This window comes from Bradyrhizobium sp. LjRoot220 (assembly GCF_964252915.1).
Taxonomy (GTDB): domain Bacteria; phylum Pseudomonadota; class Alphaproteobacteria; order Rhizobiales; family Xanthobacteraceae; genus Bradyrhizobium.
The window spans coordinates 459836-483509 of the sequence record NZ_CAXUPS020000001.1; the positions used below are offsets into that span (position 1 = coordinate 459836).

18 protein-coding genes are annotated in these 23674 nt (G+C 62.8%); 8 read left to right on the plus strand and 10 right to left on the minus strand.

Annotation, left to right across the window (positions count from 1 at the left end; translation table 11 throughout):
• Positions 1-19: 19 nt before the first annotated feature.
• From ACSQ84_RS02005 to ACSQ84_RS02015, 3 genes are all read left to right on the plus strand, one after another.
• Positions 20-514: a MarR family winged helix-turn-helix transcriptional regulator gene (locus tag ACSQ84_RS02005; RefSeq protein ID WP_436209974.1), complete on the plus strand. Its 495-nt coding sequence runs from the start codon at positions 20-22 to the stop codon at positions 512-514.
• Positions 515-668: 154 nt separating this feature from the next.
• A complete protein-coding gene (locus ACSQ84_RS02010) occupies positions 669-2348 on the plus strand; it encodes a benzoate-CoA ligase family protein (protein ID WP_436209975.1) in 1680 nt (559 codons plus the stop codon).
• 84 nt (positions 2349-2432) lie between these two features.
• The gene (locus tag ACSQ84_RS02015) at positions 2433-2891 is read left to right on the plus strand and encodes a RidA family protein (RefSeq protein WP_436209976.1); all 459 of its coding nucleotides are present in this window, start codon (positions 2433-2435) and stop codon (positions 2889-2891) included.
• Between the two features lie 10 nt (positions 2892-2901).
• On the opposite strand, the gene ACSQ84_RS02020 is transcribed toward ACSQ84_RS02015, so the two are convergent.
• Complete coding sequence (locus ACSQ84_RS02020; protein WP_436209977.1) at positions 2902-5211, minus strand: penicillin acylase family protein; 2310 nt, start codon at positions 5209-5211, stop codon at positions 2902-2904.
• Between the two features lie 180 nt (positions 5212-5391).
• On the opposite strand from ACSQ84_RS02020, the gene ACSQ84_RS02025 reads away from it, so the two are divergent.
• Entirely contained in the window at positions 5392-6639 is a 1248-nt protein-coding gene (locus ACSQ84_RS02025) for an aminotransferase class III-fold pyridoxal phosphate-dependent enzyme (protein WP_436209978.1), read from the plus strand.
• 12 nt (positions 6640-6651) lie between these two features.
• Here the strand turns inward: ACSQ84_RS02025 and ACSQ84_RS02030 are convergent, their stop codons facing one another.
• The 8 genes from ACSQ84_RS02030 to ACSQ84_RS02065 all read right to left on the minus strand — a co-directional run bounded on the left by ACSQ84_RS02030 (position 6652) and on the right by ACSQ84_RS02065 (position 15964).
• Positions 6652-7932: an aspartate aminotransferase family protein gene (locus tag ACSQ84_RS02030; RefSeq protein ID WP_436209979.1), complete on the minus strand. Its 1281-nt coding sequence runs from the start codon at positions 7930-7932 to the stop codon at positions 6652-6654.
• Between the two features lie 3 nt (positions 7933-7935).
• The gene (locus tag ACSQ84_RS02035; RefSeq protein ID WP_436211145.1) at positions 7936-8877 is read right to left on the minus strand and encodes a phosphotransferase; all 942 of its coding nucleotides are present in this window, start codon (positions 8875-8877) and stop codon (positions 7936-7938) included.
• A 231-nt stretch (positions 8878-9108) separates the two neighbouring features.
• Positions 9109-10044: a 2-hydroxyacid dehydrogenase gene (locus tag ACSQ84_RS02040; RefSeq protein WP_436209980.1), complete on the minus strand. Its 936-nt coding sequence runs from the start codon at positions 10042-10044 to the stop codon at positions 9109-9111.
• 3 nt (positions 10045-10047) lie between these two features.
• The gene (locus ACSQ84_RS02045; RefSeq protein ID WP_436209981.1) at positions 10048-11664 is read right to left on the minus strand and encodes an ABC transporter ATP-binding protein; all 1617 of its coding nucleotides are present in this window, start codon (positions 11662-11664) and stop codon (positions 10048-10050) included.
• A 2-nt stretch (positions 11665-11666) separates the two neighbouring features.
• Positions 11667-12506, minus strand: coding sequence for an ABC transporter permease (locus tag ACSQ84_RS02050; protein WP_436209982.1), 840 nt, complete (start codon positions 12504-12506; stop codon positions 11667-11669).
• Positions 12503-13474, minus strand: a complete 972-nt coding sequence (locus ACSQ84_RS02055) for an ABC transporter permease (RefSeq protein WP_436209983.1) — start codon at positions 13472-13474, stop codon at positions 12503-12505. Before ACSQ84_RS02055 ends, ACSQ84_RS02050 begins: the two co-directional genes overlap by 4 nt.
• 87 nt (positions 13475-13561) lie before the next feature.
• The gene (locus ACSQ84_RS02060; protein WP_436209984.1) at positions 13562-15133 is read right to left on the minus strand and encodes an ABC transporter substrate-binding protein; all 1572 of its coding nucleotides are present in this window, start codon (positions 15131-15133) and stop codon (positions 13562-13564) included.
• A 57-nt stretch (positions 15134-15190) separates the two neighbouring features.
• Entirely contained in the window at positions 15191-15964 is a 774-nt protein-coding gene (locus ACSQ84_RS02065; RefSeq protein WP_436209985.1) for a class II aldolase/adducin family protein, read from the minus strand.
• A gap of 152 nt (positions 15965-16116) precedes the next feature.
• Between ACSQ84_RS02065 and ACSQ84_RS02070 the strand changes: the two genes are divergently transcribed.
• Positions 16117-16803 carry a GntR family transcriptional regulator gene (locus ACSQ84_RS02070; RefSeq protein WP_436209986.1) on the plus strand — a complete coding sequence of 229 codons (687 nt, stop codon included), beginning with the start codon at positions 16117-16119 and terminating at the stop codon, positions 16801-16803.
• Between the two features lie 61 nt (positions 16804-16864).
• Positions 16865-17890 carry a histone deacetylase family protein gene (locus tag ACSQ84_RS02075; protein WP_436209987.1) on the plus strand — a complete coding sequence of 342 codons (1026 nt, stop codon included), beginning with the start codon at positions 16865-16867 and terminating at the stop codon, positions 17888-17890.
• On the opposite strand, the gene ACSQ84_RS02080 is transcribed toward ACSQ84_RS02075, so the two are convergent.
• Positions 17887-21354: an indolepyruvate ferredoxin oxidoreductase family protein gene (locus tag ACSQ84_RS02080; RefSeq protein WP_436209988.1), complete on the minus strand. Its 3468-nt coding sequence runs from the start codon at positions 21352-21354 to the stop codon at positions 17887-17889. The two genes, ACSQ84_RS02075 and ACSQ84_RS02080, sit on opposite strands and share 4 nt — an antisense overlap.
• Positions 21355-21512: 158 nt before the next feature.
• Here ACSQ84_RS02080 and ACSQ84_RS02085 point away from each other — a divergent pair, with 158 nt between their 5' ends.
• Both ACSQ84_RS02085 and ACSQ84_RS02090 read left to right on the plus strand, forming a co-directional pair.
• Entirely contained in the window at positions 21513-21968 is a 456-nt protein-coding gene (locus ACSQ84_RS02085; protein WP_436209989.1) for an Lrp/AsnC family transcriptional regulator, read from the plus strand.
• Positions 21969-22273: 305 nt separating this feature from the next.
• On the plus strand, positions 22274-23620 hold the full coding sequence (locus ACSQ84_RS02090) for an ABC transporter substrate-binding protein (RefSeq protein WP_436209990.1): 1347 nt from the start codon (positions 22274-22276) through the stop codon (positions 23618-23620).
• Positions 23621-23674: the final 54 nt, after the last annotated feature.

The following is a 23674-nucleotide window of genomic DNA, read 5'->3' on the forward strand; positions in this document are numbered from 1 at the left end:
AGTCAGGCAAGATGGCGTCATGATTCTTGATTCAGAGACCAAGGCTGTCGAACTCCCCGAAGATCACGGCGAGGAAATCAGGCTGTGGCTCCGCCTTCTGACCTGTACCACCCTGATCGAGGGCGAAGTTCGCGGCCGTTTGCGCGAGCGCTTCGATGTGACGCTGCCGCGCTTCGACCTGATGGCCCAGCTCGACAAGGTGCCCGACGGCATGACGCTATCTGACGTTTCGAAACGGATGATGGTGTCGAACGGCAACGTCACCGGGCTGGTCGAACGCCTCGTGGAGTCCGGCCATCTCGACCGGCGTACGTCAGATGTCGACCGCCGCGTCCAGGTGATCCGCCTGACCAAGGCCGGCCGCGCCGAATTCCGCAAGATGGCGGCCGAGCACGAGTTGTGGATCGCCGATATTTTTGGTGACCTGACGCCGAAGGATGTCCGTGAATTGATGCGGCTGCTCGCCAAGACCAAAGCCTCGGCGCAAAGATCCGCGACGGCGCGGACGGCGTAACCGCGGCCGGAACCGGCGGCGCGCCGGCTTCAAAAAGAGTGGAACGGCCCTGACGTGGGCCCTTGCGCCAAATTACTTTAAGTATAAAATGATTGGAGAGTGAGCGCTGCCGGACGGTCTCGAGCCTTTCACCCAAACGCGAGGGCGATGGAAAATGTCAGGTAGAAATTTGAACCTCGGCCCATCGGGCCACGTCGATGATTTTGCGCGGCGAAATCTGCCGCCGCCGGAGCAGTGGCCGGAACTGGTTCTCGACCGGCCGGAATTTCAATACCCCGAATATCTCAACGCCGCGGTCGAACTGACCGACCGGATTGTCGAGAAGGGCTTTGGCGATCGGACCGCGCTGATCGGCAATGGCCGCCAGCGTACCTACAAGGAACTCGCTGATTGGTCCAACCGCCTGGCGCATGCGCTGGTGGAGAATTACGGCGTCAAGCCAGGTAACCGCGTGCTGATCCGCTCCGGCAACAATCCCGCTTTGGTCGCGGCGTGGCTTGCGGCCACAAAGGCCGGCGCCGTCGTCGTTAACACCATGCCGATGCTGCGCGCCGGTGAACTGACAAAGATCATCGACAAGGCCGAGATCGCGCTGGCGCTGACCGACAGCCGCATCGCGGATGAACTGGTTGCCTGCGCCAAGACCAGCAAATTCCTCAAGCAGGTCGTGAATTTCGACGGCACGTCGAACCATGACGCCGAGCTTGATCGGGTGGCGCTGAACAAGCCGGTCCGGTTCGACGCCGTGAAGACCGGACGGGACGACGTCGCGCTGCTCGGATTTACCTCGGGCACCACGGGTGAGCCGAAGGCGACGATGCATTTCCACCGCGATCTTCTGATCGTGGCAGACGGTTATGCGCGCGAAGTTCTCAACGTAACGGAAGACGACGTCTTCGTCGGCTCGCCGCCGCTGGCCTTTACGTTCGGCCTCGGTGGCCTTGCGATCTTTCCGCTGCGGTTCGGCGCCACTGCCACACTGCTGGAAAACGCCTCGCCCCCCGAGATGGTCAAGATCATCGAGGCCTATAAAGCCACCATCTGTTTCACCTCGCCGACGGCGTATCGGGCGATGATGGCTGCGATGGACAACGGCGCGGATCTGTCGTCGCTGCGGCTGGCAGTGTCGGCTGGTGAGACCTTACCGGCACCGGTGTTCGAGAGCTGGACCCGCAAAACGGGAAAGCCGATTCTGGACGGCATCGGCAGCACCGAGTTGCTGCATATCTTCATCACCAACCGGGTCGGCGAGGCCGTCGCGGGAACGACCGGGCGCCCGGTGTCGGGTTACGAAGCCAAAATCGTCGACGATGACATGAATGAATTGCCAGCGGGCACCGTCGGCAAGCTCGCAGTCCGCGGCCCGACCGGATGCCGTTATCTTGCGGATAGCCGACAATCGAACTATGTGCGGGACGGCTGGAATCTGACGGGCGATTCCTTCGTTCGCGACGAGACAGGACGATTGTCTTTCGTGGCGCGGTCGGACGACATGATCGTCTCTTCCGGCTACAACATCGCGGGTCCCGAGATCGAGGCGGCCTTGCTGACGCACCCGGCGGTTGCCGAATGCGGCGTCGTCGGCGCGCCCGATGAGGCACGCGGCATGATCGTCAAGGCCTACATCGTGGTCGCCCCCGGCATCGACGCTGATGCGGCGCTGGTGACGGCATTGCAGGAGCACGTCAAGCGTGAGATCGCGCCATACAAATATCCGCGCGCGATCGAATTCGTCGCGCAACTGCCCAAGACCGAGACCGGCAAATTGCGGCGGTTCGCTTTGCGGCAAATGGCGCAAGCCAATCCGGCTTCAGCCGGCATGGCCGCGGAATGAAATGCAGAGCGTTTCGAGCGACGCGGATGCCAGCACGCCTAAAGAAGCGTCGAACAGGAATCTGGAAGTAATGGAGCGATTTTCGTGAGCACGTCAAAGGGGCCCACGCTGGCGGTACTGCCGGTGGCAAAGGGCAAAACGCCGGCCTCGGGCCTGCAAATCCTGCAGCCGAGCGGCTGGCCGGCGCCGAAAGGTTATGCCAACGGCATGGCCGCCGATGGCCGCCTCGTCGTGACCGGCGGTGTGATCGGCTGGGATACCCAGGGTATTTTGCCAGACGATTTCATCGCGCAGGTGCGCCAGACGCTGGAGAACATATCCGCCATCCTGGCGGAGGGCGGTGCGAAGCCCGAACACCTCGTGCGCCTGACCTGGTATGTCGTCGATATCGAGGAATATCTGGCCAACCTCAAGGCGCTTGGAAAAGTGTATCGCGAAATCCTCGGCGCGCACTATCCGGCGATGGCGCTGGTGCAGGTGGTGCGCCTCGTCGAAAAAGCCGCACGCGTCGAGATCGAAGCGACGGCGATAGTGCCGCGCTAATTCTCCCGTTCTATGCCCTGCTGAGCGTCTGGTGCGAGCTCGCCGCGCTCTTGATCGCTTCCCAGTCATAGAGCATCGGCACCATTTCGCCTTTCGCCCAAGTCGCGTTCTGGTTCGCGTAGTATGGACTGGCCGAATGGCCAGACGCGCCGTGGAAGACGATCCATCGGCAGTTGTTCCAGGCACCGACGTCGAAGACGTAGCGGGACAGCGCGGATGAGGTGGCCTGGAAGCCGAACTTCATCGAATAGCCCGCCATGAACACGCAATCATTGTCGCCGGAGATCTTCGCGCAATCCTTGTCGAGCTGGCCGGCATGATCGGGGAAGGCCACTGACAGCGCGTGCTTTAGCTTTGGCGTATGCAGCGTGCCCCAATCGGCGGTCGGCGGATTCTTCGACACCGTGACGATGGCTTGGCGCAGCAGCTCATCCCAGGTCGCGCCCTTGAGCAGGCTTTCGTCGTTGCTGCGCAAGAGTTGCGGCAATGTCCACCAGAACTGCACTTCCGGAAACAGCCCCGGCGCCACTTTTGTAAAGTCGCTGTCAGCAGTCTTGTCGAGGCCCGAGCGGCGCAGCGCCAGTTTTGTCAATTCCAGCCGGACGGCGGAATACGCCGCGGCGGCCACCGAGTCGCCGCGCATCTCGCCATCCCAGCCGAGGATCAGGTCGCACAATGCCTTCGTTTCCGCCGGCAGCCCGATCGCGCGGAGCCGCTCGCGGATTTCGATGGCGGGAATGCTCAGGAGGTCGCGGTGAATAGCCGGCATCTGTTCGGGCGACGGCCGCTTCAATTCGTTGAGCCGCAGCCAGATGCGGCGGGTGCGGTGCGGCGGCATCGGATCGGTGGAGAGATAGGGCTCGCGCTCAGGGTCCACCACGCGATTATTGGCGGTGACGATCATCCCTCTATCGGGCGCAATCGTGTGCGGCATGTCCTCGAACGCCACCATGCCTTCCCATTCATGCTCGCCGGTCCAACCCGGTACCGGCAGCCAGCCGTTGGAGCGCGGCCGCTTCGGCACCAGCGCGCGCACACGATGGCCGATCTTACCGGAGGTATCGCCGGCGACGACATTGTGATCCAGCAAGGCAAAACCGCGCGTCGCTTCGTATAGCTGCTCGACCGATTTGGCGCGCAGCATCCGCACCATGCAGTCGAACGACGAATCCGGCACCGCGAACTGAACGGATTTCAGCGCCAGCGCGGTGCCCTCCATGGGATCGCCGGCGATGACCGGGCCATGCTGGGTTTCGATCACGTTGACCGTGACCTCGTTGCCGCCGCGCACCTTGATGGTTTCGGGCCGATGCGTCGTAGGCCGCATCTCGTCCTTGAAGCGATAGTGCCGTGCGCCGGCGTCGAATTGTTCGACATAGAGATCATGGATGTCGACAAAGGCGTGCGTCACGCCCCAGGCCACATTCGCCGTGTGCCCGAAATGCGGGAAGCCGGGTACGCCGGGGAAAGTGAGGCCGATGACGTCGAACTCATCGCAGGCGAGGTGGGCCTGCGCATACATGTTCGGCATTTCCAGCAGGCGGTGCGGGTCGCCGGCGACGATTGGGCGGCCTGTCGAGGTGCGCTCGGCCGAGATCGCCCAATTATTGCTGCCGCCGTCAAGCTCGGCGCCCATCTGCTCCTGCGCGGTATCGAGCAGCGCTGTGATGCCGGGCTGGAGATCGGCAAGGGCAGCCGCGAGCCGTTTGCCTTCCACGCCCGGCGGTACGCATAAGAGATCGCTGCCGCCGTCATCGAAGCGGAGCTTTGCGATGTTGTCGGCACCGACGATCGGCAGGGCCGCGGCACGCCACAGCTTCCACCACACCGATCCCATCAGGAATCCGATTTGGCGCATGACGGCGATGGAATGCCAGGGCTCCCAGGCTGCAGGTTCGCAGCCGAGGATTTTGTATTCGACCGGCCATCGCCGCAGCGCGATGAACGCGTTGACGCCGCGCGCGTAAGCCACCAGCATTGCCTTAGCCTCGTCGCCGAGCAGTGCGTAATCGCGGCGCGAAGCGGCGTCGCCATTCATCTGCCGGGCAATCACGTCGCCGCCAACGGCGCGCGCGCCGAGCCACTCGGCATAGCGGCCGGTGCCACGTCGCAGCAGCGCTTCCATCTGCCAGAGCCGATCCTGCGCCTGCGCGAAGCCGAGCCCGGCAAACGCATCCTGAAAGCTGCCGCCGCGCACGTGCGGGATGCCCCACGTATCGCGCCAGATATCGACATTGCCGAGCAGCCCCTTGACCTGCGCCGGACTGCCATAGTTCGGCAAGTGATCGGCTGGATTGATCCGGGCGGAGGATGCGTTCATGAGGCGGTCCCGAGTTTGTCGGATTTATTGTTCTTGGCGACGATCATCATACGCATGCGCGACGACAAAGCTATGGCCGCGAACCGGATTGGGCGCACAGCGGTATCTTGCCGTTGCGCGCCGGCGATGGTTTGATGGGGCGTAGGCACAAGCTGTGCGCGAGAACGCCAAGAGGACGTCATGACCAGGCAAGCGATGGCATTGAGCGAAACGCAGACCGCGGATGCGATGTTGCGGGCTCGTGCCCAGCGCGTCGTGCCCGGCGGGATGTGGGGACATCTCAATGCGGCGCGGTTGCCGGAAGGCTATCCGCAGTTCTTTGCCTCTGCCGAGGGTTGCCGGGTGCGCGACGTCGACGGGCGCGAATACATCGACTTCATGTGCAGCTGGGGCCCGGTGCTGCTTGGGCACAAGCATCCGGAAGTGCAGGCGGCTGCCGAAGCGCAGGCTGCCCTGGGCGATTGCCTCAACGGCCCAGGCGAGGTCATGGTGGAGCTCGCAGAGGATTTCGTCGCGATGGTGCCGCATGCCGATTGGGCGATGTTTCAGAAGAACGGCGGCGACGCGACCACCGCTTGCGTGACCATTGCGCGAGCCGGGACAGGGCGGCGCAAGGTGCTGGTCGCCAAGGGCAGCTATCACGGCGCGCTGCCATGGTGCTCGCCGAGCGTCGCCGGCGTCACCAGCGAGGACCGCGCGCATCTGCTGCACTTCGAATATAACGACATCGCGAGCCTGCAGGCGGCAGTGGCGGAAGCCGGTAAGGATCTTGCCGCGATCCTGGTTACGGGCTTCAGGCACGATATTGCCCGCGATCTCGAAATGCCGACACGGGAATTCGCCGCCGCTGCACGCGCCGTGTGCGACGCCACCGACGCCGCGCTCATTCTCGACGAGGTGCGGACGGGCCTACGGCTCGACGTCAGGGGAAGCTGGGAAGCGCTCGGCGTGCGGCCGGATCTGGCCGCCTGGAGCAAGGCGATCGCCAACGGCTATGCGCTGGCCGCGATTACCGGCAACGACAAATTCCGCGAGGCGGCGACAAAGGTATTCGTGACAGGCTCGTTCTGGTGTGGCGCGGTAGCGATGGCGGCCGCGCGGACGACGCTGCGGATTGCGCGTGAAACCGATGTGCCCAGCCATATCAGAAGCATGGGACTACGACTGCGCGAAGGCCTGACATCGCTGGCAAACCAGCACGGCATCGCCATCCGCCAGAGCGGTCCGCCACAGATGCCGCTAATGCTGTTCGACGCCGATCCGGAGGTGAAGAAGGGCCGGGCGTTCTGTTCGGCGGCTTTGCGCCACGGCGCATTCTTCCACCCCGTGCACAACATGTTCCTGTCGTCGGCCCATCAAGCCGCCGATATCGACGCGGCGCTGGAAGCGGCCTCGCACGGTTTCAAGGCGGTTCGCGCACTCAGCTAGTGGCGCTGCGGGCTATCTCAGCGCCTGCAATGATTCATCCAGCTTCCCGACCAGCAAATCGGCGTGCTCAGTGGTGAACACCAGCTGCGGCCGTATTTTCAGAACGTTGGCCTGCGGCCCGGCCGCACTGATCAGCACACGCCGCTCGCGCAGCATGTTGACGATGCCCGCGGTTTCGCTGGCGGCCGGCGTCCCCGCCGTTCCGCCGTACCGCAGCTCCACGCCAAAGAACAATCCGGCGCCGCGTACCTCGGCAATCAGTGGATGGCGGGCCTGCAACTGCTGAAACTGTCTACGCAGATAGGCGCCGACGCGCTGTGCATTCGCGATCAGCCCCTCGGACTCGATCACCTCCAGCACGGCCATTCCCGCGGCGGCGGAGACGGGATTGCCGCCAAAGGTGTTGAAATAGCGCGACCGCGCGCCGAACTCGGCCAGCACTTCCGGACGCGCCGCCATTCCGGCGACCGGATGGCCATTGCCCATCGGCTTGCCCATCGTGACAAGATCGGGAATGAGACCGTGGCGGGCAAACCCCCACATCTGCTCGCCGGTGCGGCCGAAGCCGGGCTGCACTTCGTCGGCGATGAAGAGGCCGCCGGCGGCCCGCACGGCTTCGACCGCGGGGCGCAGGAAGCCCGCAGGGTCCGCGAACAGGCCGTCGCTGGAGAAGATCGTATCGACCAACAGTCCGGCCGGTCGAATGCCGTTCTTGCGCATGTCGTCGAGCGCGCCGCGCACGTGTCGGGCGAACATTTCACCGGTGTCGTCGCCAGCGGAGCGCGGCGCCGGCACCAGCCGTGCGTGGCTGTCCTTTGCGATCGGAAGGCCTAGTGAAGGCGACAACTCGGCCAGAGCGCTGGTGACGCCGTGATAGGCGGTTTCTGTCACGATGAAGCCGGTGCCACCGGTGCAGGTCCGGGCCACGCGCAACGCGAGATCGTTGGCCTCGCTGCCGGTGCAGGTGAACATGATCTGGCTGATCTCGGCCGGGAAGGTGGCGAGAAGTTTTTCGGCATAATCGAGCACGGTCTCGTGCAGGTAGCGCGTATGCGTGTTGAGCACCGCGGCCTGCCGCGCGATCGCCTGCACGACGTGGGGATGCGAGTGGCCGACCGACGCCACGTTATTATAGGCGTCCAGATAGGCGTTGCCTTCGGGATCATAGAGCCACACGCCTTCGCCGCGGACGAACTGCACCGGTTGTTCGTAGAACAGCCGGTAGGCTGGCCCGAGCAGGCGCTTGCGCCGCGCGATCAACTCGTTCGAAGCGGTCTCATGGTCGGTGGACATCGGTCACTCCGCATTGCAGGCAGATCGAATCTGCCGCTTGGCCTGCGCCCGGGGAATATCAGCGATTCGCTGCAGTCTGCCCCAGGCCGCCGGGTTGTTACGCAAAATATAGTCCCGATTCCCGGGATAACGGATGGCCCGCCAGCTGCTGATCACGATGGTCATGACCATGCGCGTCGCTATCAGATCGAACAATATCTCGAACTCGGTTCCGTCCAGCGGCGTGACCGCATGGTAGGCGCCGATCATATCGCAGGCGGGGGCGAGGGGATCGTCGCCGTCGACCACTTGGTAGGCCGCGGTCACGGCGAGGTCAACGACCCGGGCCGTCGATGTGAGGTCGCCAAAGTCAATGATCCCCGCGATCCGCTCGCTGTTGGCGGAATCGACGACGATGTTGTGCGGATTGAGATCGTTGTGAAGTGGCTGTTTGGGTAAGCCCGATAGCACAGGGAGCGCGTGCGTCTCGAAACGATCGAGGGTGCGCTCGACCAGACCGCGCCGGTCGGCGGGGACAGCGTCGATCAGCGGGCGCAATTCTGCGGCGTGTTGCAGATCCCAGAGCAGCTTGTGGTTGGCGCCGGGATGTCGGAACTCACGTAGCCCGCGCGCCATCCGTGCGGCGCATTGGCCGAGGTCGCGCCGAAGTGCGGTTGAACTCTCGACCGTGTGGAAGGGCTTTCCGGGCAGAAACGACAAGAGCCGCACCACCCTGGTCGAGCCGTCGTCGAAGCTGATATCGATTTCGTTGGCGCCGTTCAGCGCCGGAAACATCCGCGGGACCGGCAGGTCGGGATCGACGGCTGCCAGTTGAACCAGGGCTTCGGTCTGCAAATTCGTGACCGCGCGGTCTTCAGATGGGTTCGCGATCTTCAGCACATATTCGCGGCCATCGGGCGTGCGAAGCCGGAAATTCTGATCGCGTTCGCTGTCGAGCCGGTGCACCGTGGCGGATAGGCCGTAATGTTCGGCTGCCAGCTCCGCCGCAAGCGATTCCGGAATGCTTGACGCGGCGCGCAGGCCATCGATCGGATGTGCCGCCTCAATCGCGGGCGAGGGGTTGGACAACAGACAATCCTTCGGGCGTGGAGAGCTTCGGTTCTGACCGAAGCTCTAGATTATTTTTTTGACGCGTTTTCTTCACGCGAACCGGTATCCACTTCGCTCGAAAACGCTTTAGTAGCCGCGTTGGCGGTCGATGGCGTTCGGCGGCCGCCGGCCGGTTTGTATCGCGTCCGCGGTTGCGACGACCGTGGTCGCGACGGCCTCGACCCGGACTTCGCAGGCGTCGTGCGGCGTCACCACGATTTTGGGATGATGCCAGAACCGATGTCCCGGCGCCAGCGGTTCGGCCGCGAACACGTCGAGTGCGGCGCCGTCGAGCTGACCGTTTTCCAGCGCCGCCAGCAGATCGGCCTCGACCAGATGCTCGCCGCGCCCGACCTGAATGAGATAGCCGCCGCGCCGCATGCGGGAGAACAGCTCGGCGTTGAGAATGCGCTGGGTCTCCGGCGTCAGCGGCAGCAGGTTCACCAGCACCTCGGTTTCGCCAAGCATGGCGGAAAGGCCGGTTGGACCATGGAATCCCCTGACAGGGACAGGCGTCGGCTTCGCCGTCCGGCTCCACACCATGACGGGGAAACCGAGTTGGGCGAGATCAGCGGCCACGCGCTGGCCGATTTCGCCATACCCGAGGATGCCGACCGGCACGTCCTGCGCGGCCCGCTGGCTGAGGCGCTGCCAAATTCCGTCGCGCTGCTGAGCGAGATAGGTTGCAAAGCGTCGCTGATGCGAGATCACGTGCCAGATGACAAAGCCGGACATGGTTTGCGCTTGCAAGGGATCGACGATGCGAACGACGTCGATATCCGGTCGCAGGCTCGGGCAGGCGACAATATTGTCGACGCCGGCGCCGAGGGAGCAAACGGCCTTGAGGTTCGGGTAACGCTCAAAGGCATCGGCCGGCGGATGCCAGGCAATCGCAAGGTTGATGTCGGCATCCGAGCCATTGCGGCGGTGGTCGACGATTTCGATGCGGTCGGCGATGCGCGCGAATTCCGCACCGAGGTAGCCTCTGATATCGAGGCTGCTGCTGACAAGCGCGCACCGCATCGGTCACGCCGCCTTGGACGATGATATCTGGCCCGGTACCGCGGCCAGCAGCTCGCGCGTATAGGGATGCTCGGGGGCGGAGAACAGCGCTGCGGCAGGCCGGAGTTCGACGATCGATCCGCGCTGCATCACCGCGATCCGGTCGCAGATCTGGGCGGCCACGCGCAAATCATGGGTGATGAACAGCATCGACAGGCCGAGCCGCGTCTTGAGATCTTCCAGCAGGTTCAGAACCTGCGCCTGCACGGAAACGTCGAGCGCGGAGACGGCTTCATCGGCCACCAGGATTTCAGGGTCGAGCGCCAGCGCGCGGGCGATCCCGATGCGTTGCCGCTGGCCGCCGGAGAATTCGTGCGGAAAGCGTTCCATGGCGCTGGCATTGAGGCCGACCAGTCCCAGCAGATCGTGGGCGCGTTGTCGGGCGGCCGCAGGGTCCGCGCCGTGCGCGATCGGTCCATCGGTGATGATGTTTCCGACCTTGCGGCGCGGATTGAGCGAGGCGAACGGGTCCTGAAATATCATCTGGATACGCTTGCGCTGCTCGCGCAACGCCTTTCCGTTGATCCGCGTCAGATCAATTTCGCCGAGCCGGACGGTGCCGCGGTCCGCTTCGATCAGGCGCATGATCAGGCGGGCAATGGAGGATTTTCCGGAACCGGATTCGCCGACCAGGCCGAGCGTCTCGCCCTGAAAAATGTCAAAGCTGACTTCCTTCGCGGCCTGGACACTTCGTGTGGGCTGAAACCAGCCGCCGCCGCTGACATAGGTCTTTTCGATACCGATCACTTCAACCACTTTCGGCTGATCGAGCCGGGAAGCGCGCGCTGGCGGCTGCAGTTTTGGTACGGCCGCGAGCAGCGCGCGGGTATAGGGATGTTGCGGACGTTGCAGCACGTCGTCGGCCGCGCCCTGTTCGACCACCTTGCCGTGCTGGAGCACGACGACGCGGTCGGCGATATCGGCGACGACGCCGAAATCATGGGTGATGAACATGACCGCCATGTTGCGGCTGCGTTGCAGGTCGCGGATCAGTTTCAGGATTTGCGCCTGCGTGGTGACGTCGAGCGCGGTGGTCGGCTCGTCAGCGACCAGCACGGCCGGCTCAAGGGCCAGCGCCATAGCGATCATGGCGCGCTGCCGCTGGCCGCCGGAGAGCTGGTGCGGATAGGCGCGTACGCTTCGTTCCGGATCCGGCAGACCGACCTCGCGCAGCAAGCCGAGGGCCTTTTGTTTTCGTTCCTTCGGCGTCAGCAGACCATGCGCCTCGAACATCTCGGCAATCTGGTCGCCGATCCGCATCAAGGGGTTGAGCGCGGTCATCGGCTCCTGAAACACCATGGCAACGCGGCGACCGCGCAGGCCGAGCCATGAATCGGCATCGAGGGTTAGCAAATTTTGTCCGCCGAACATGATCTCGCCGGCCTCGGCAATCACGGTGTCTGGCAACAGACCCATGAGCGCATGCGCGCACATCGACTTTCCGGAGCCGGATTCGCCGACCACGCAAAGGATCTTGCCGGCGGTGAGATCGAACGAAACGCCGTCCACGGCGTAAGCGCGGTCACTGCCGGATGGCAGCGCCAGTTTGAGGTCTTTGATGGTGACTGCGGTGTCCGACATGCTCAGCGCCCGTCCTTGCCGAGGCGCGGGTTGAGCGCGTCGTTGAGGCCTTCGCCGATCAGGTTCAGTGCCAGCACCGAGATCAGGATGGCAACGCCGGGAAACACCGTGATCCACCAGGCCTGGCGAATGACCGTGCGGCCGGCGCCGACCATGTAACCCCACGACATCAAATTGGGATCGCCAAGACCGAGAAACGACAGCGACGATTCAAGCAGGATGGCGGTTGCGACCATCAGCGAGGCCAGCACGATGACCGGGGAGAGCGCGTTGGGCAGGATCTCGCGCCAGATGATCCAGCTGTTGGTCTGCCCGGTCACGATCGCGGCCTGCACATATTCGCGGGTGCGCAGCGACAACACCTCGCCGCGGACCAGCCGCGCCACCGGCGGCCAGCTGACGATGGCGATCGCGATCACGATCGAGACGATCGACGGCTGCAGCACGGCGACCAGCACGATTGCCAGCGCAAAGCTCGGCACGGTCTGGAAGAACTCGGTAAAGCGCATCAGGGCGTCGCCGATCCGGCCGCCGAAGTAACCGGCTGCGGCGCCTACGGGAATGCCGACCGCGAGCGCCGCCAGCGTCGAGACGAGCCCGACCAGCAGCGAGACGCGGGCACCATAGATGATGCCCGCCATCACGTCGCGGCCGAGTGCGTCGGTGCCGAGTGGCAATCCCGCCAGCGTGAACGGTGGCAGGAATGGCCGCTGCACCATGCGCCAGGGCGAGGTCGGAAACAGCAGGGGGCCGAACACGGCGACAGCAATCGCGATCGTCAGGATCACGAGGCCAATCAGGCCGCCGGGGTTACGCAGCATCATTCGCCAGAACTGTCTCATGCTGCGAACTCGATGCGGGGATCGACCGAGCGATAAATCAGGTCGGTGATCAGGTTGAAGGTCAGCACCATTGCCGAGCAGACCACGAAGACGCCGAGCAGCAGATTATAGTCGCGCTGCAGCAGCGCCTCGTACATCAGGCGGCCGATGCCGGGCCAGGCGAATACGGTTTCGGTCAGCACCGCACCGCCGACCAGCGTGCCCGCCTGCAATCCTGCCAGCGTCACCACCGGCAGCAGCGCGTTTCGCAATACATGGCGGCGCTGGATCACGGCGTCGCGCAGGCCCTTGGCACGGGCGGTCTTGACGAAGTCGAGCCGCTTGACCTCGAGCATCGAGGCGCGGGTCATGCGGGCATAGGTCGCCATGAAGAACAGGCCGATCGTCGTCGCCGGCATGATCAGATGCGCGCCGACATCCAGCACGTGGGTGAGCCCGGTGTAGTTGGCGCCGACCGTCTCGTAGCCAAAGCTCGGCAGCCAATCCATCGTGACCGAGAACAGCAGGATCGCCATCAGCGCGACCCAGAACAGCGGCGTGGCGTAGAAGATCAGCGCCAACACCGTGATGGCGGTATCCAGCCAGCTGCCGGCGCGGCGCGCCGCCAGCGTTCCGAACAGGATGCCGAAGGCGAGCGAGATCGCGAACGCCGTGCCGGTCAGCAGCAGGGTGGCCGGCAGCCGGTCGAGGATCAGTTTCGAGACCGGCATTTGCTGGCGGAAGGAAAAGCCGAGATCGAAACTGACGATGCCCTTGACGTAGAGAAACAGCTGTACCGGAAGCGGCTGGTCGAGGCCGAACTTCTCGCGGAGCTGGGTCAGGAAAATCTGGTCGCTGGCGCCGGCCTCGCCGGCCATCACCAGCGCCGGATCGCCCGGCGCCATCCGGATCAGGAAGAAGTTGAGGACGACGATTGCCAGCAGGACGATGACGGCCTTGCCAATGCGCTGGGCAATGAATGCGAGCATCGTGGGATTCCGCTTCGAAGCTTGGTGTTGGAATTTGCAGACCGCGGCGAAGCGCCGGAGCGCCGCCGCGGCCGAAAGGTTGCGGAGTTACTTTTCGATCCATGCGTCGCGAAAACCGTCATTGACGCCGATCGCGGTCGTGACGAGGTTCTTGACGTTGCAGCGGGTGATGGTCGGGAACTGCAATTCGAGCAGCCATGCCACCGGCACATCGTCAGTCAGGATCTTCTGCGCCTTGGTGTAGATCTCCTGGCGCTTGGCATCCGGGAAGGCGACAGCGCCGTCAGCGAACAGCTGATCGATCTCCGGATTGGAATATCCTTCGACGTTGTTGAACGGATTGCCCTTGACGATCTGGCTGGTGACATAGTTGCGGCTGACGCCGAGGGCGGGATCGCCATACTGATACAGGTAGGTGAAGGCGATATCATAATCCCAGTCGGAGGTTTTTTGATTCCAGCCGGGGACATCCGTCGCCACCATTTCGACGTTGATGCCGACATCCTGCAGATTTTGCTTCACGGCTTCGGCCCAACGCTGCCAGGTTTCGCCGTAAGGCAGCGGCAGCAGACGAACCTTCTCGCCATTGTAGCCGGCCTCCTTCAGGAGGGCCTTCGCCTTCGCCGGGTTGAAATCGTATTTCGTCACTGCGTCGGTGTAATATTTGATCGCGGAGCCGGACGGGCCGGTCGCGACTTTGCCGAGGCCGTTCCAGATCACGTCCTTTGCAAAATTGCGGTCGATGGCGAACATCAGGGCCTGGCGGAATTTCTTGTTGGCGGTCGGTCCGGAGCGGTTGTTGAGCCACAGCCAGGAATGCGGGCTGAAGAATTCCCAGCCCGCGCCGGTGACGCATACGTTCTTGAGTTTGCTCAGGCGCGGAACGTCGAAATTCTCGACCGAACCACCCGGCAACACGTCGACCTTGCCGGTTTCGAATGCCACCGATCGCGCCGCGGCGTCGGGAATGACGTGCCAGTAGATCTCGTCGAGGTTGGGTTTGCCCTTGATGTAGTAGTTCGGATTCTTGACCAGTTTGATGAACGAGCCCTTCTGCCATTCCTTGAACATGAAGGGGCCGGTGCCGATAGGCGTATTGTTGGCCGGGTTGGTCTTGTAGTCGGTTCCTGCATAGATGTGTTTTGGGATCATCGGCATCGAGCCGACCTCGAAGATGCCGATGAACGGCCCGAACGGCTGCTTCAGCGTGAACACGACGGTATGGTCGTCGGGGGTCTCGATCTTGTCGACCTGGAGCAGGTTGTTGCGTCCGCGGGGATGGGTCTGCTTGAGGAATTCAATCGAGAACGCCACGTCGGCCGCGGTGAAGGGCTTGCCGTCATGCCAGGCGACGCCCTTCCTGAGTTTGAAGGAATAGACCTTGCCGTCTTCGCTGACGCTCCAGCTCTCGGCCAGACCCGGTTGCGGCTCCAGCTTCGGGCCATAGCGCAGCAGGCCTTCATAGATGTTGCCGGACACCATCTGGGTCGGGCCGTTCTGCACCAGGCCCATCATCAGCCCCGGCGGTTCGGGCTGGATCACGGCGTTGACCACGCCGCCGGCCTTCGGCTCTTGCGCATACGCTGCGCCGGAGAGCGCAAGGGCGCCTCCGGAAAGGCCGCCGACCACAGCAAGACCCATTACAAATTGCTTCAGCATGACATCTCTCTCTTGATCGCCTGACCGGGGCGCGTTGCGTTGGGGTTGAATGTGCGGCTAGTTCATGAAGTCCGGATCTGACCGCTCCAGCATCCGCTTGAAGGCGATCCATTCGATATCGGGGACACCTTTGAGTTCGATGCTGTCGTAGAAGGTCGCGTATTGTCCGGCGGTCTTGCGGGCGACGCTTTCCGAGAGCGGCACGATCTCTGCGCTGGCGCCCTGAACCGCGAGTTGCGCGCGGCACGAGCGCTCCAGATTGTGCATCAGCTTGAACGCTTCGGCGACAGAACGGCCGCAGGTGAGCATGCCGTGGTTGCGCAGAACCATGACGAACTTGTCGCCGAGGTCGGCGACCAGCCGCTCGCGTTCATCCAGATCGAGCGCGATGCCTTCATAGTCGTGATAGGCGAGTCGATCGGTGAACTGCATCGACCATTGATTGAGCGGCAGCAGTCCCTGCTTCTGGCAGGACACCGCGACGCCGGCGACGGTGTGGGTGTGCAGGACGCAGGCAGCATCCGTCCGCGCTGCGTGCACCGCGCTGTGGATGGTGAAGCCGGCCGGATTGATGCCGAGGCCCTTCGGATCGTCGATGACGTTGCCATCGATGTCGACGGTGACCAGGTTGGAGGCGGTGACCTCTTCAAAACGCAGGCCGTAGGGGTTGATCAGAAAGCGATCGTGGCTGCCGGGCAGCCGGGCCGAGATGTGGGTGTAGATGCTGTCGTCAAGACCGAGCCGATGAATCAGCCGGTAGGCGGCTGCGAGATCGATCCGGCTTTGCTGGGTTCCGTCCTTGATGGCCGGAGGCGGTACGTGCGCTGTCATTATTGGAATGCACCCTTTTTGAACCGGTCTAAGGGTTGCCCTGCAACAAGGCATATGACAAGACTAAACTGTCGACAATCGACGCTTAAATTATGTACAAGTGGTAAAACGAGCCGAAATCGGTTAGGAACGGGCCAAAACGGACCATTTTGATGCGCACGCTGTCCCCACCGGTCGGACTGCCAGCCCTTGCCGACACCGATCTCGTCGGTCAGGTCGCCCGCCTTTTGACCCAGGCGGTGGTCGAAGGCCGGCTGGCGCCGGGTTCCAAAGTCGTGGAAGCGGGGATCGCGCGGGAGCTTGGCGTGAGCCGGGCGCCGGTGCGCGAGGCCGCGCGGCTGTTGGAACAGCAGGGACTTTTGGTGGCCAGTCCGCGACGCGGCTTCTTCGTGCGCAAGTTCGCTGCTGACGATATCGACGATATCTATGATCTACGGCTGTGTGTCGAGCGGCACGCGGCCGTGCTCGCCGCGCGCAATCTCACGCCGGAGACGCGCGACATGCTGCGGCGGCAGATCGATGTGCTGCACCAGACTGCTGATCTCGACGATCCCGCCAGGCAGGTCGAGGAGGACTACCGCTTTCACCGCCTGATCTGCGAGATCGCGGCGAACCGGCGCCTGTTGCGGCTGTTCGACGATCTCGCATCGGAAATGCGCATGGTGATCGGACTGATCGGCCGGCTGTACGACGATCCGCATGAAATCGCCCGGACACACGAACCCGTGCTCGCTGCGATCGAACAAGGCCATCCCGAACGCATCGTGGCGCATATCGACTATCACATCGGTCATGCGTGGCGCGAAGTCGGAAAGCTCGTGCGGGAGATTCCCGCATAGCCGGCATGTCGCACCGCCGTGGGCGCAACCAATATCATTTACAGGAAACAGGAGTATTCGCGTGAAGGCCGTCTACACTGAACTGCATCGCAGTCACGATCCGCAATTCTTTCTGGTTCGCGGCGTCGTCCAGCGCACCACCGAGCAGCCCGAACGCGCCGACCGCCTGCTTGCGGGCTTGAAAGCCGGCAAGCATGATCTGGTTGCGCCCATCGTATTCGGGCAGGGCCCGCGCGCGAGAATTCACAGTCCGGAATATCTCGGCTTTCTCGCCGAAGCCTGGGAGGCCTGGTCCGCGCTCGGCAATGCCGGTCCGGAAATGATCGCCAACGTTCATCCGGTGCGTCACGCCGCGACCTATCCGACCCACATCGTCGGACGGCTGGGCTGGCATACGGCCGATACCGGCTGTCCGATCGGCCCCGGCACCTTTGCTGCGGCGTGCGCGGCAACCGATGTGGCGACGACGGCGGCCCAGCTTGTTCTGGACGGCGAAGACGCGACCTACGCGCTGTGCCGTCCGCCCGGTCATCACGCCTACCGCGACATGGCGGGCGGCTTCTGCTTCTTGAACAACAGCGCGATCGCGGCGGCGCAACTGCGCCAGCGGCATGAACGTGTTGTCATCCTCGATGTCGATGTGCACCATGGCAACGGCACGCAGGGCATTTTCTACGAACAACCCGACGTGTTTACGGTTTCGATCCACGCCGATCCCACGTCCTACTACCCGTACGTCTGGGGCTATGCGCATGAGCGCGGTGCGGGGCCGGGCCTTGGCACCAACCTCAATATTCCGCTCCCGATGGGCACCGGGGATGACGGCTATATCGCGGCGCTCGGCGTCGCGGAAAAGGCCATCGATGCCTTTGCGCCGGGCGCGCTGGTCATAGCACTCGGCCTCGATGCGTCGGAGCACGATCCGCTCGCAGGCCTTGCCGTGACGACGGCCGGCTTCCGCCGCATTGGTGCCGCCATCGCGCGGCTCGGACTTCCGACCGTCTTCGTCCAGGAGGGCGGCTACCTCTCCGATATTCTCGGTGCCAACCTGACTTCGGTGCTCGCAGGGTTCGAAGAAGCCCGTTAAGCTGCGCGACGTTCCGATATCGACGCCTTCAGGAGGCGGATCAAGTCCTCCGTCTCCTTCTGTACTTTCGCCACCGCTTCCATCTTCACAGGTCCGTATCCGCGAATGTCCATCGGTGCGGCTGCGATCTTGACCAATGGTTCGATGGTGTCAGGCGAAATCCATGGCATCAAGTCAGTCACAAGTTTTTCGTACCAGTCGATCAAGCCCCGCTCCATTTGGCGCTCGTGGGTATAGCCGAACACGTCCCCCGGAGTACCTCGCAGGAATTTGAGGCGCGCCAATAGTCGGAATGGTGTCTGTATCCATTGCCCGAATTGGCGTTTGAGTGGACGGCCGCGGGAATCCTTGCCGAACGACAGGATCGGCGGTGCCAAATGGTATTTGATCGTGAAGTCGCCTTCGAATTCCTCGCGCAGCTTGTCCTGAAAACCGGCTTCCACGTGCAGCCGCGCTACCTCGTACTCGTCCTTGTAGGCCATCAGCTTGAAGAGGGATCGAGCGACGGCGATCGTTAGCGCCTGGGAGTTGGGCAGGTGACGTGCTTCGGCGGCGCTGACTTGACCGACGAACTTGAGGTAACGATCGGCATAGGCTGCATTCTGATAAGCGGTCAGGAACTCAGCGCGTCGGGAAATGATTTCGTCCAGCGTTTCCGCTTTGCTGGCGTTTCCCAATAGCGACGGGACAAAACTGCGATCCGCCGCAGCAAGACGCCCGCTCGCAAAAGCTTGCTTGTTCTGTTCGATCGCAACGCCGTTCAATTCGATCGCGCGCATCAGTGCTTCCAGTGTTACCGGCACAAGCCCCTGCTGCCACGCCACACCCAGCAGGATCACATTTGAAAAGACCGTGTCGCCGAACAGCGCATCCGACATTCTGTTTGCATCGAGGCTTCTGACTTTGTCGAATCCGACGACACGCTCAAGGTGCCGCAACCTTACCGCCGTCTCCAGGCTGGCATCGCGATGACGTACGATGTCGCCGGTCGGCATTTCAGCCGTGTTGATGACCGCTCGCATTTCCGGCCCATAGGTGCTTGATGCCTTGGGCGAGGAGCTGACCACGATATCGCATCCGATCAGCGCGTTGGCGGCGCCCTGATCAATCCGGACTTGATGGATATCGTCAGGGCTGTTCGAGAGCCGGATGAAACTCAGGACGGGGCCGAATTTCTGCGCGAAGCCGGTGAAGTCGAGCACCGAGGCACCCTTGCCCTCCAGATGTGCCGCCATCGTGATCAATGCGCCGACGGTGATGACGCCGGTGCCGCCGACGCCGGTCACCAGCAGGTTGAATGGCTTTTCAAGTGAAGCGAACTGCGGCTCGGGCAACGTCGTCGTGCGCGCAAGCGCATCGATGCCGGCGCCCTGCCTCTTGCGTCGCGTTGCGCCTTCGACGGTGACAAAACTCGGGCAAAAGCCGTTAACGCAGGAAAAGTCCTGGTTGCAGGTCGAAAGGTTTATCTGGCGCTTGCGGCCAAACGGCGTGTCCTTGGGTTCGACGCTGAGGCAATTGGATTCCACTGAACAATCGCCGCAGCCCTCGCAGACGAGATCATTGATGATGGCGAACTTCTTCAGCTCAGGCGCCTGGCCGCGCTTGCGCCGGCGTCGCCGCTCGGTGGCGCATTCCTGCTCATAGATCAGGATGGAGACACCCGCGACCTGCCGCAGTTCACGCTGTACGGCGTCCAGCTGCGCGCGGGGATGGATCGTCACCCCCTTTGGAAAATCGCCCGCATGCAGATTTTCCGGCGCGTCGGAAACGATCGCAATCCGGGTCACGCCGTTGGCGCGAACCTCGTGCGCGATGGCGTTGACGCTGATCGGTCCATCCACAGGCTGGCCGCCCGTCATCGCGACCGCATCATTGAGCAGGATTTTGTAGGTGATGTTGGCCTTGGCGGCGACGGCCTGGCGGATCGCCATCGAACCAGAATGATAATAGGTGCCTTCGCCGAGGTTCTGGAACACGTGTCTGCCGCCGGTAAAGCGCGAGGAGGCCACCCAGTTGACGCCTTCGCCGCCCATCTGGATCAGCGAACTGGTATCGCGGTCCATCCAACTCGCCATGAAATGACAGCCGATGCCGGCCAGCGCCTGCGATCCCTCGGGCACTTTGGTCGACGTGTTGTGCGGGCAGCCGGAACAAAAATACGGCGTGCGGGTCGCGCCTGATATGTTGATGATCTCCGCACTCGGGCGCTGCAGGCGTTCGGCGCGCGATGTGAGGTCGAGGCCTGGGAAGATCAGGTCAAGTCGTTTGGCTATGATCGGCGCCAGCAACCGCGGCGACAACTCGCCGACCCACGGCACCAAAGGATCGTTGTTTTCGTCGCTCTTGCCGGCCATGTGCTCCGGCTTGTGGCCCGGATAGTCATAAAAGTATTCCTTGAACTGGCTTTCGATGATGCCGCGCTTTTCCTCGACCACGAGGATTTCGCGCTTCTCGCGAACGAACTCCAGCGCGTCGTGATGCGCCAGCGGCCAGACCATGCCGACCTTGTAGATGTCGATGCCAAGCCTGCGGCATTCGGATTCGGTCAATCCCAGCAGCTGCAGCGCTTCCATCAGGTCGAGATGGCCCTTACCGGTCGTGACGATGCCGTAGGTGGCGTCCGGAATATCGTAGATCCGGCGATCGATCGGGTTGGCGGCGGCAAAGGCCAGCACCGCGTTCTTCTTGGCTTCCAGCCGCTGCTCGATCTGCGGGCCCGGAAGGTCCGGCCAGCGATAGTGCAGGCCGCCCGGCGGCGGTTCGAATGCCGGCGCATTGAAGATGCGGCGCGGCGGCAATTCGACCGAGGCGCAGGACTCGACGGTTTCGGAGATCGCCTTGAAACCGACCCACATGCCGGAAAAGCGGCTCAGCGCATAACCATATTCGCCGAAGCTGAGATATTCGGCCACACTCGACGGGCTAAGCGTTGGCATGAACCACGCCATGAAGGCGACGTCCGACTGGTGCGGCATCGACGACGACACGCAGCCATGATCGTCGCCGGCAACGACCAGCACGCCGCCATGCGGCGACGAGCCATAGGCGTTGCCGTGCTTCAAGGCATCGCCGGATCGATCGACGCCGGGGCCCTTGCCGTACCAGAGGCCGAACACGCCATCGACTTCGCGCGCCGGATTGGTTTCGACCTGCTGCGATCCCAGCACGGCGGTGGCGGCGAGGTCTTCGTTGACGGCGGGGAGGAATTCGATGCGCCGTTCGCTCAGGAGCTTTTTGGCGCGCCAGAGTTCCAGATCGACGCCGCCGAGCGGCGAGCCGCGGTAACCGGAAACGAATCCGGCCGAGTTGAATCCGTCGGCGCGATCGCGGTCGCGCTGGTCGAGCAGGATACGCACCAGCGCCTGCGTGCCCGTCAGCAGCACGCGGCCGGTCCGGCGCGTGTAGCGATCCATCAAGGCGTAGTTGTCGAGGTCTCTGCCCGTCGTCTGGGTGGCCTGTGTCATGTCGTCCTCCCGCGGGACCGGTTCGGAGAAAGTGTCGACCCGATCGGGTGGAAGGATTGTCCTGATTGTCCGAATTTATCGCCAGTTGTGGTAGAAGCTGCCAAAATTGGCGCATAATATGGTACAATTTGTCAGCGCATTCCTTGGAGGAGCCCAACATGATTGAAGGACAAGACCGACGGCTGCTGACTCATCTTCAAAAGGACGGCCGCCGCAGCAATCAGGATCTGGCGGACGATGTTGGTATGTCGTCTTCCGCGTGCTGGCGGCGGGTCCGCGCGCTCGAAGAGTCCGGCGTCATTACCGGCTATGCGGCGCTGGTCGATCGCGAGCGGGCCGGATTCCTGACCTCGGCCATTCTGCATGTCTCGCTCGATCGTCACGACACAAATTTCGTCACCCAGTTCGTCGCGCGGGTGAAACGGCGTCCCGAGGTGCTCGAGTGTTTTGCGACGACGGGAGACGCCGATTATCACCTTCGGGTCGTGGTCACCGACATGGCCGCCTACAACCGGTTTCTCGACGAGTTCATGTTCAAGATTCCGGGTATCCGCCACGTCCGCACCAACGTCATCCTCAAGGAGATCAAGTGCGACATCGCGCTGCCGTTCTGAGCTGATTGGGCCGAAGTTCGCGCGCATCCGACGGATGCACTTCGAATAGCTGGATCAGCTCAGAAGTTGGTACGCAAATTCGTCGCGCGCCGAAGCATTTCTAAAGTAAAGATCAAACTGTAGATCGGCGTGCCGCCGCCTTGGGCAGGTCGCGATTTCCATTAGTCGCTCTTATAGGAGGAATTTTAACTTCCGATTTTACAAGCGGATTTCTCCCTCGCTACGCTTCATCATCAACACGGTCGCGCAAACGAACGAGCCGGTTGGGGTGCAGGCTGGTCCAGCAAACGCGAACGGAGAGAACCATGTTTGATGACGACAAGGATCACGTGAAGGCCGGTTCGTCCAAGCTCCCGGCGAAGAAGAAAGGTCTTTCGAGACGGGCGCTGCTCAAGACGGCTGCGGCCGCGGCCGGCGCGGCTGTTGGCTCCGACGCGGTTCGCGGCTTTCCGACGATCTGGGCGCAGGAGATCAAGGACATCGAGCTCCGGCATGTCGGCGTCTCATACTCGGTCGTCAAGGCGATCGGCGATCAGGCGGCCAAGGACCTCGGCTTCAAGGTCACGATGCAGAACCTGGATACGTCCGCGGCGATCAACCGCTTCATCAGTCAGCCCGACTCGGTCGATATCGCGGACATGGAGGGTTGGCAGGCCAAACTCGCCGCCAAGCGCTCGGTGATCCAGGGCATCGAAGTCAAGAAGATCAAGGAGTTCGACAACATCCTGCCGATCTTCACCAAGGGCGAGATCGACGGCCACAAGATTCCACGTCAGGGCATCTCCCCCTATGAGGCGATGTATATCGCCAAGCCGAATTCGACCGAATTGAACGACGGCGTGACGGAATGGGCGACCTTCCTGCCGCAGGTCTATAATGCGGACTCGATTGGCTATCGTCCCGATCTCGTCGGCCGCGAAATCACCGAGTGGAAGGACCTGATCGACCCGAAATTCAAGGGCAAGGCCGCCATCCTCGACGTTCCCGCCATCGGCATCATGGACGCCGCGCTGTGCTTCGAAAGCGCCAGCCTGATCAAGTACGGCAACAAGGGCAACATGACCAAGCAGGAAATCGACTTTACCTGCAACAAGCTGATCGAACTGAAGAAGGCCGGCCAGTTCCGCGCGACCTGGACCACCTTCGATCAGTCGGTGCAGCTGATGGCGGCAGGCGAGGTGGTGATCCAGTCGATGTGGTCGCCGGCGGTGGCCGCGGTCCGCGTCAAGGAAATTCCCTGCGTCTATGCGCCTGTCAACGTCAAGAACGGCAAGGAAGGCTATCGCGGCTGGTGCAACGGCATGGGCCTGATGAAGCATTTGTCCGGCAAGAAGCTCGGCGCCGCCTACGAATATCTCAACTGGTATCTCTCGGGCTGGCAGGGCGGCTTCGTCGGACGCTACGGCTATTACAGCCCGGTGCCGTCGACGGCCAAGAAATTCCTGACCGCGGCGGAGTGGGACTTCTGGTACGACGGCAAGCCGGCGCCTTCGGTCATCAACGATCCCTACGGCGTGCCGATGGAGAAGGCCGGCACCAAGCGCGACGGCGGCTCGTTCCTCGACCGCGTCAAGAACATCTCGTGCTGGAACACGTTGATGGATGAAGCGGCCTACATGAACAAGCGATGGAACGACTTCAAGGTCGCTTGACGTGAACGGACCGGCCGGTGCCGTGCGGCCGCCGGCCGGTTTCGAATTGCCGTT

Bases quoted from the DNA above. Each gene is read 5' to 3' on its own strand.
- ACSQ84_RS02005 (WP_436209974.1), top strand. From the start codon at position 20: ATGATTCTTGATTCAGAGACCAAGGCTGTCGAACTCCCCGAAGATCAC.
- ACSQ84_RS02010 (WP_436209975.1), top strand. From the start codon at position 669: ATGTCAGGTAGAAATTTGAACCTCGGCCCATCGGGCCACGTCGATGAT.
- ACSQ84_RS02020 (WP_436209977.1), bottom strand. From the start codon at position 5,211: ATGAACGCATCCTCCGCCCGGATCAATCCAGCCGATCACTTGCCGAAC.
- ACSQ84_RS02025 (WP_436209978.1), top strand. From the start codon at position 5,392: ATGACCAGGCAAGCGATGGCATTGAGCGAAACGCAGACCGCGGATGCG.
- ACSQ84_RS02030 (WP_436209979.1), bottom strand. From the start codon at position 7,932: ATGTCCACCGACCATGAGACCGCTTCGAACGAGTTGATCGCGCGGCGC.
- ACSQ84_RS02040 (WP_436209980.1), bottom strand. From the start codon at position 10,044: ATGCGGTGCGCGCTTGTCAGCAGCAGCCTCGATATCAGAGGCTACCTC.
- ACSQ84_RS02045 (WP_436209981.1), bottom strand. From the start codon at position 11,664: ATGTCGGACACCGCAGTCACCATCAAAGACCTCAAACTGGCGCTGCCA.
- ACSQ84_RS02050 (WP_436209982.1), bottom strand. From the start codon at position 12,506: ATGAGACAGTTCTGGCGAATGATGCTGCGTAACCCCGGCGGCCTGATT.
- ACSQ84_RS02055 (WP_436209983.1), bottom strand. From the start codon at position 13,474: ATGCTCGCATTCATTGCCCAGCGCATTGGCAAGGCCGTCATCGTCCTG.
- ACSQ84_RS02060 (WP_436209984.1), bottom strand. From the start codon at position 15,133: ATGCTGAAGCAATTTGTAATGGGTCTTGCTGTGGTCGGCGGCCTTTCC.
- ACSQ84_RS02065 (WP_436209985.1), bottom strand. From the start codon at position 15,964: ATGACAGCGCACGTACCGCCTCCGGCCATCAAGGACGGAACCCAGCAA.
- ACSQ84_RS02070 (WP_436209986.1), top strand. From the start codon at position 16,117: ATGCGCACGCTGTCCCCACCGGTCGGACTGCCAGCCCTTGCCGACACC.
- ACSQ84_RS02080 (WP_436209988.1), bottom strand. From the start codon at position 21,354: ATGACACAGGCCACCCAGACGACGGGCAGAGACCTCGACAACTACGCC.
- ACSQ84_RS02085 (WP_436209989.1), top strand. From the start codon at position 21,513: ATGATTGAAGGACAAGACCGACGGCTGCTGACTCATCTTCAAAAGGAC.
- ACSQ84_RS02090 (WP_436209990.1), top strand. From the start codon at position 22,274: ATGTTTGATGACGACAAGGATCACGTGAAGGCCGGTTCGTCCAAGCTC.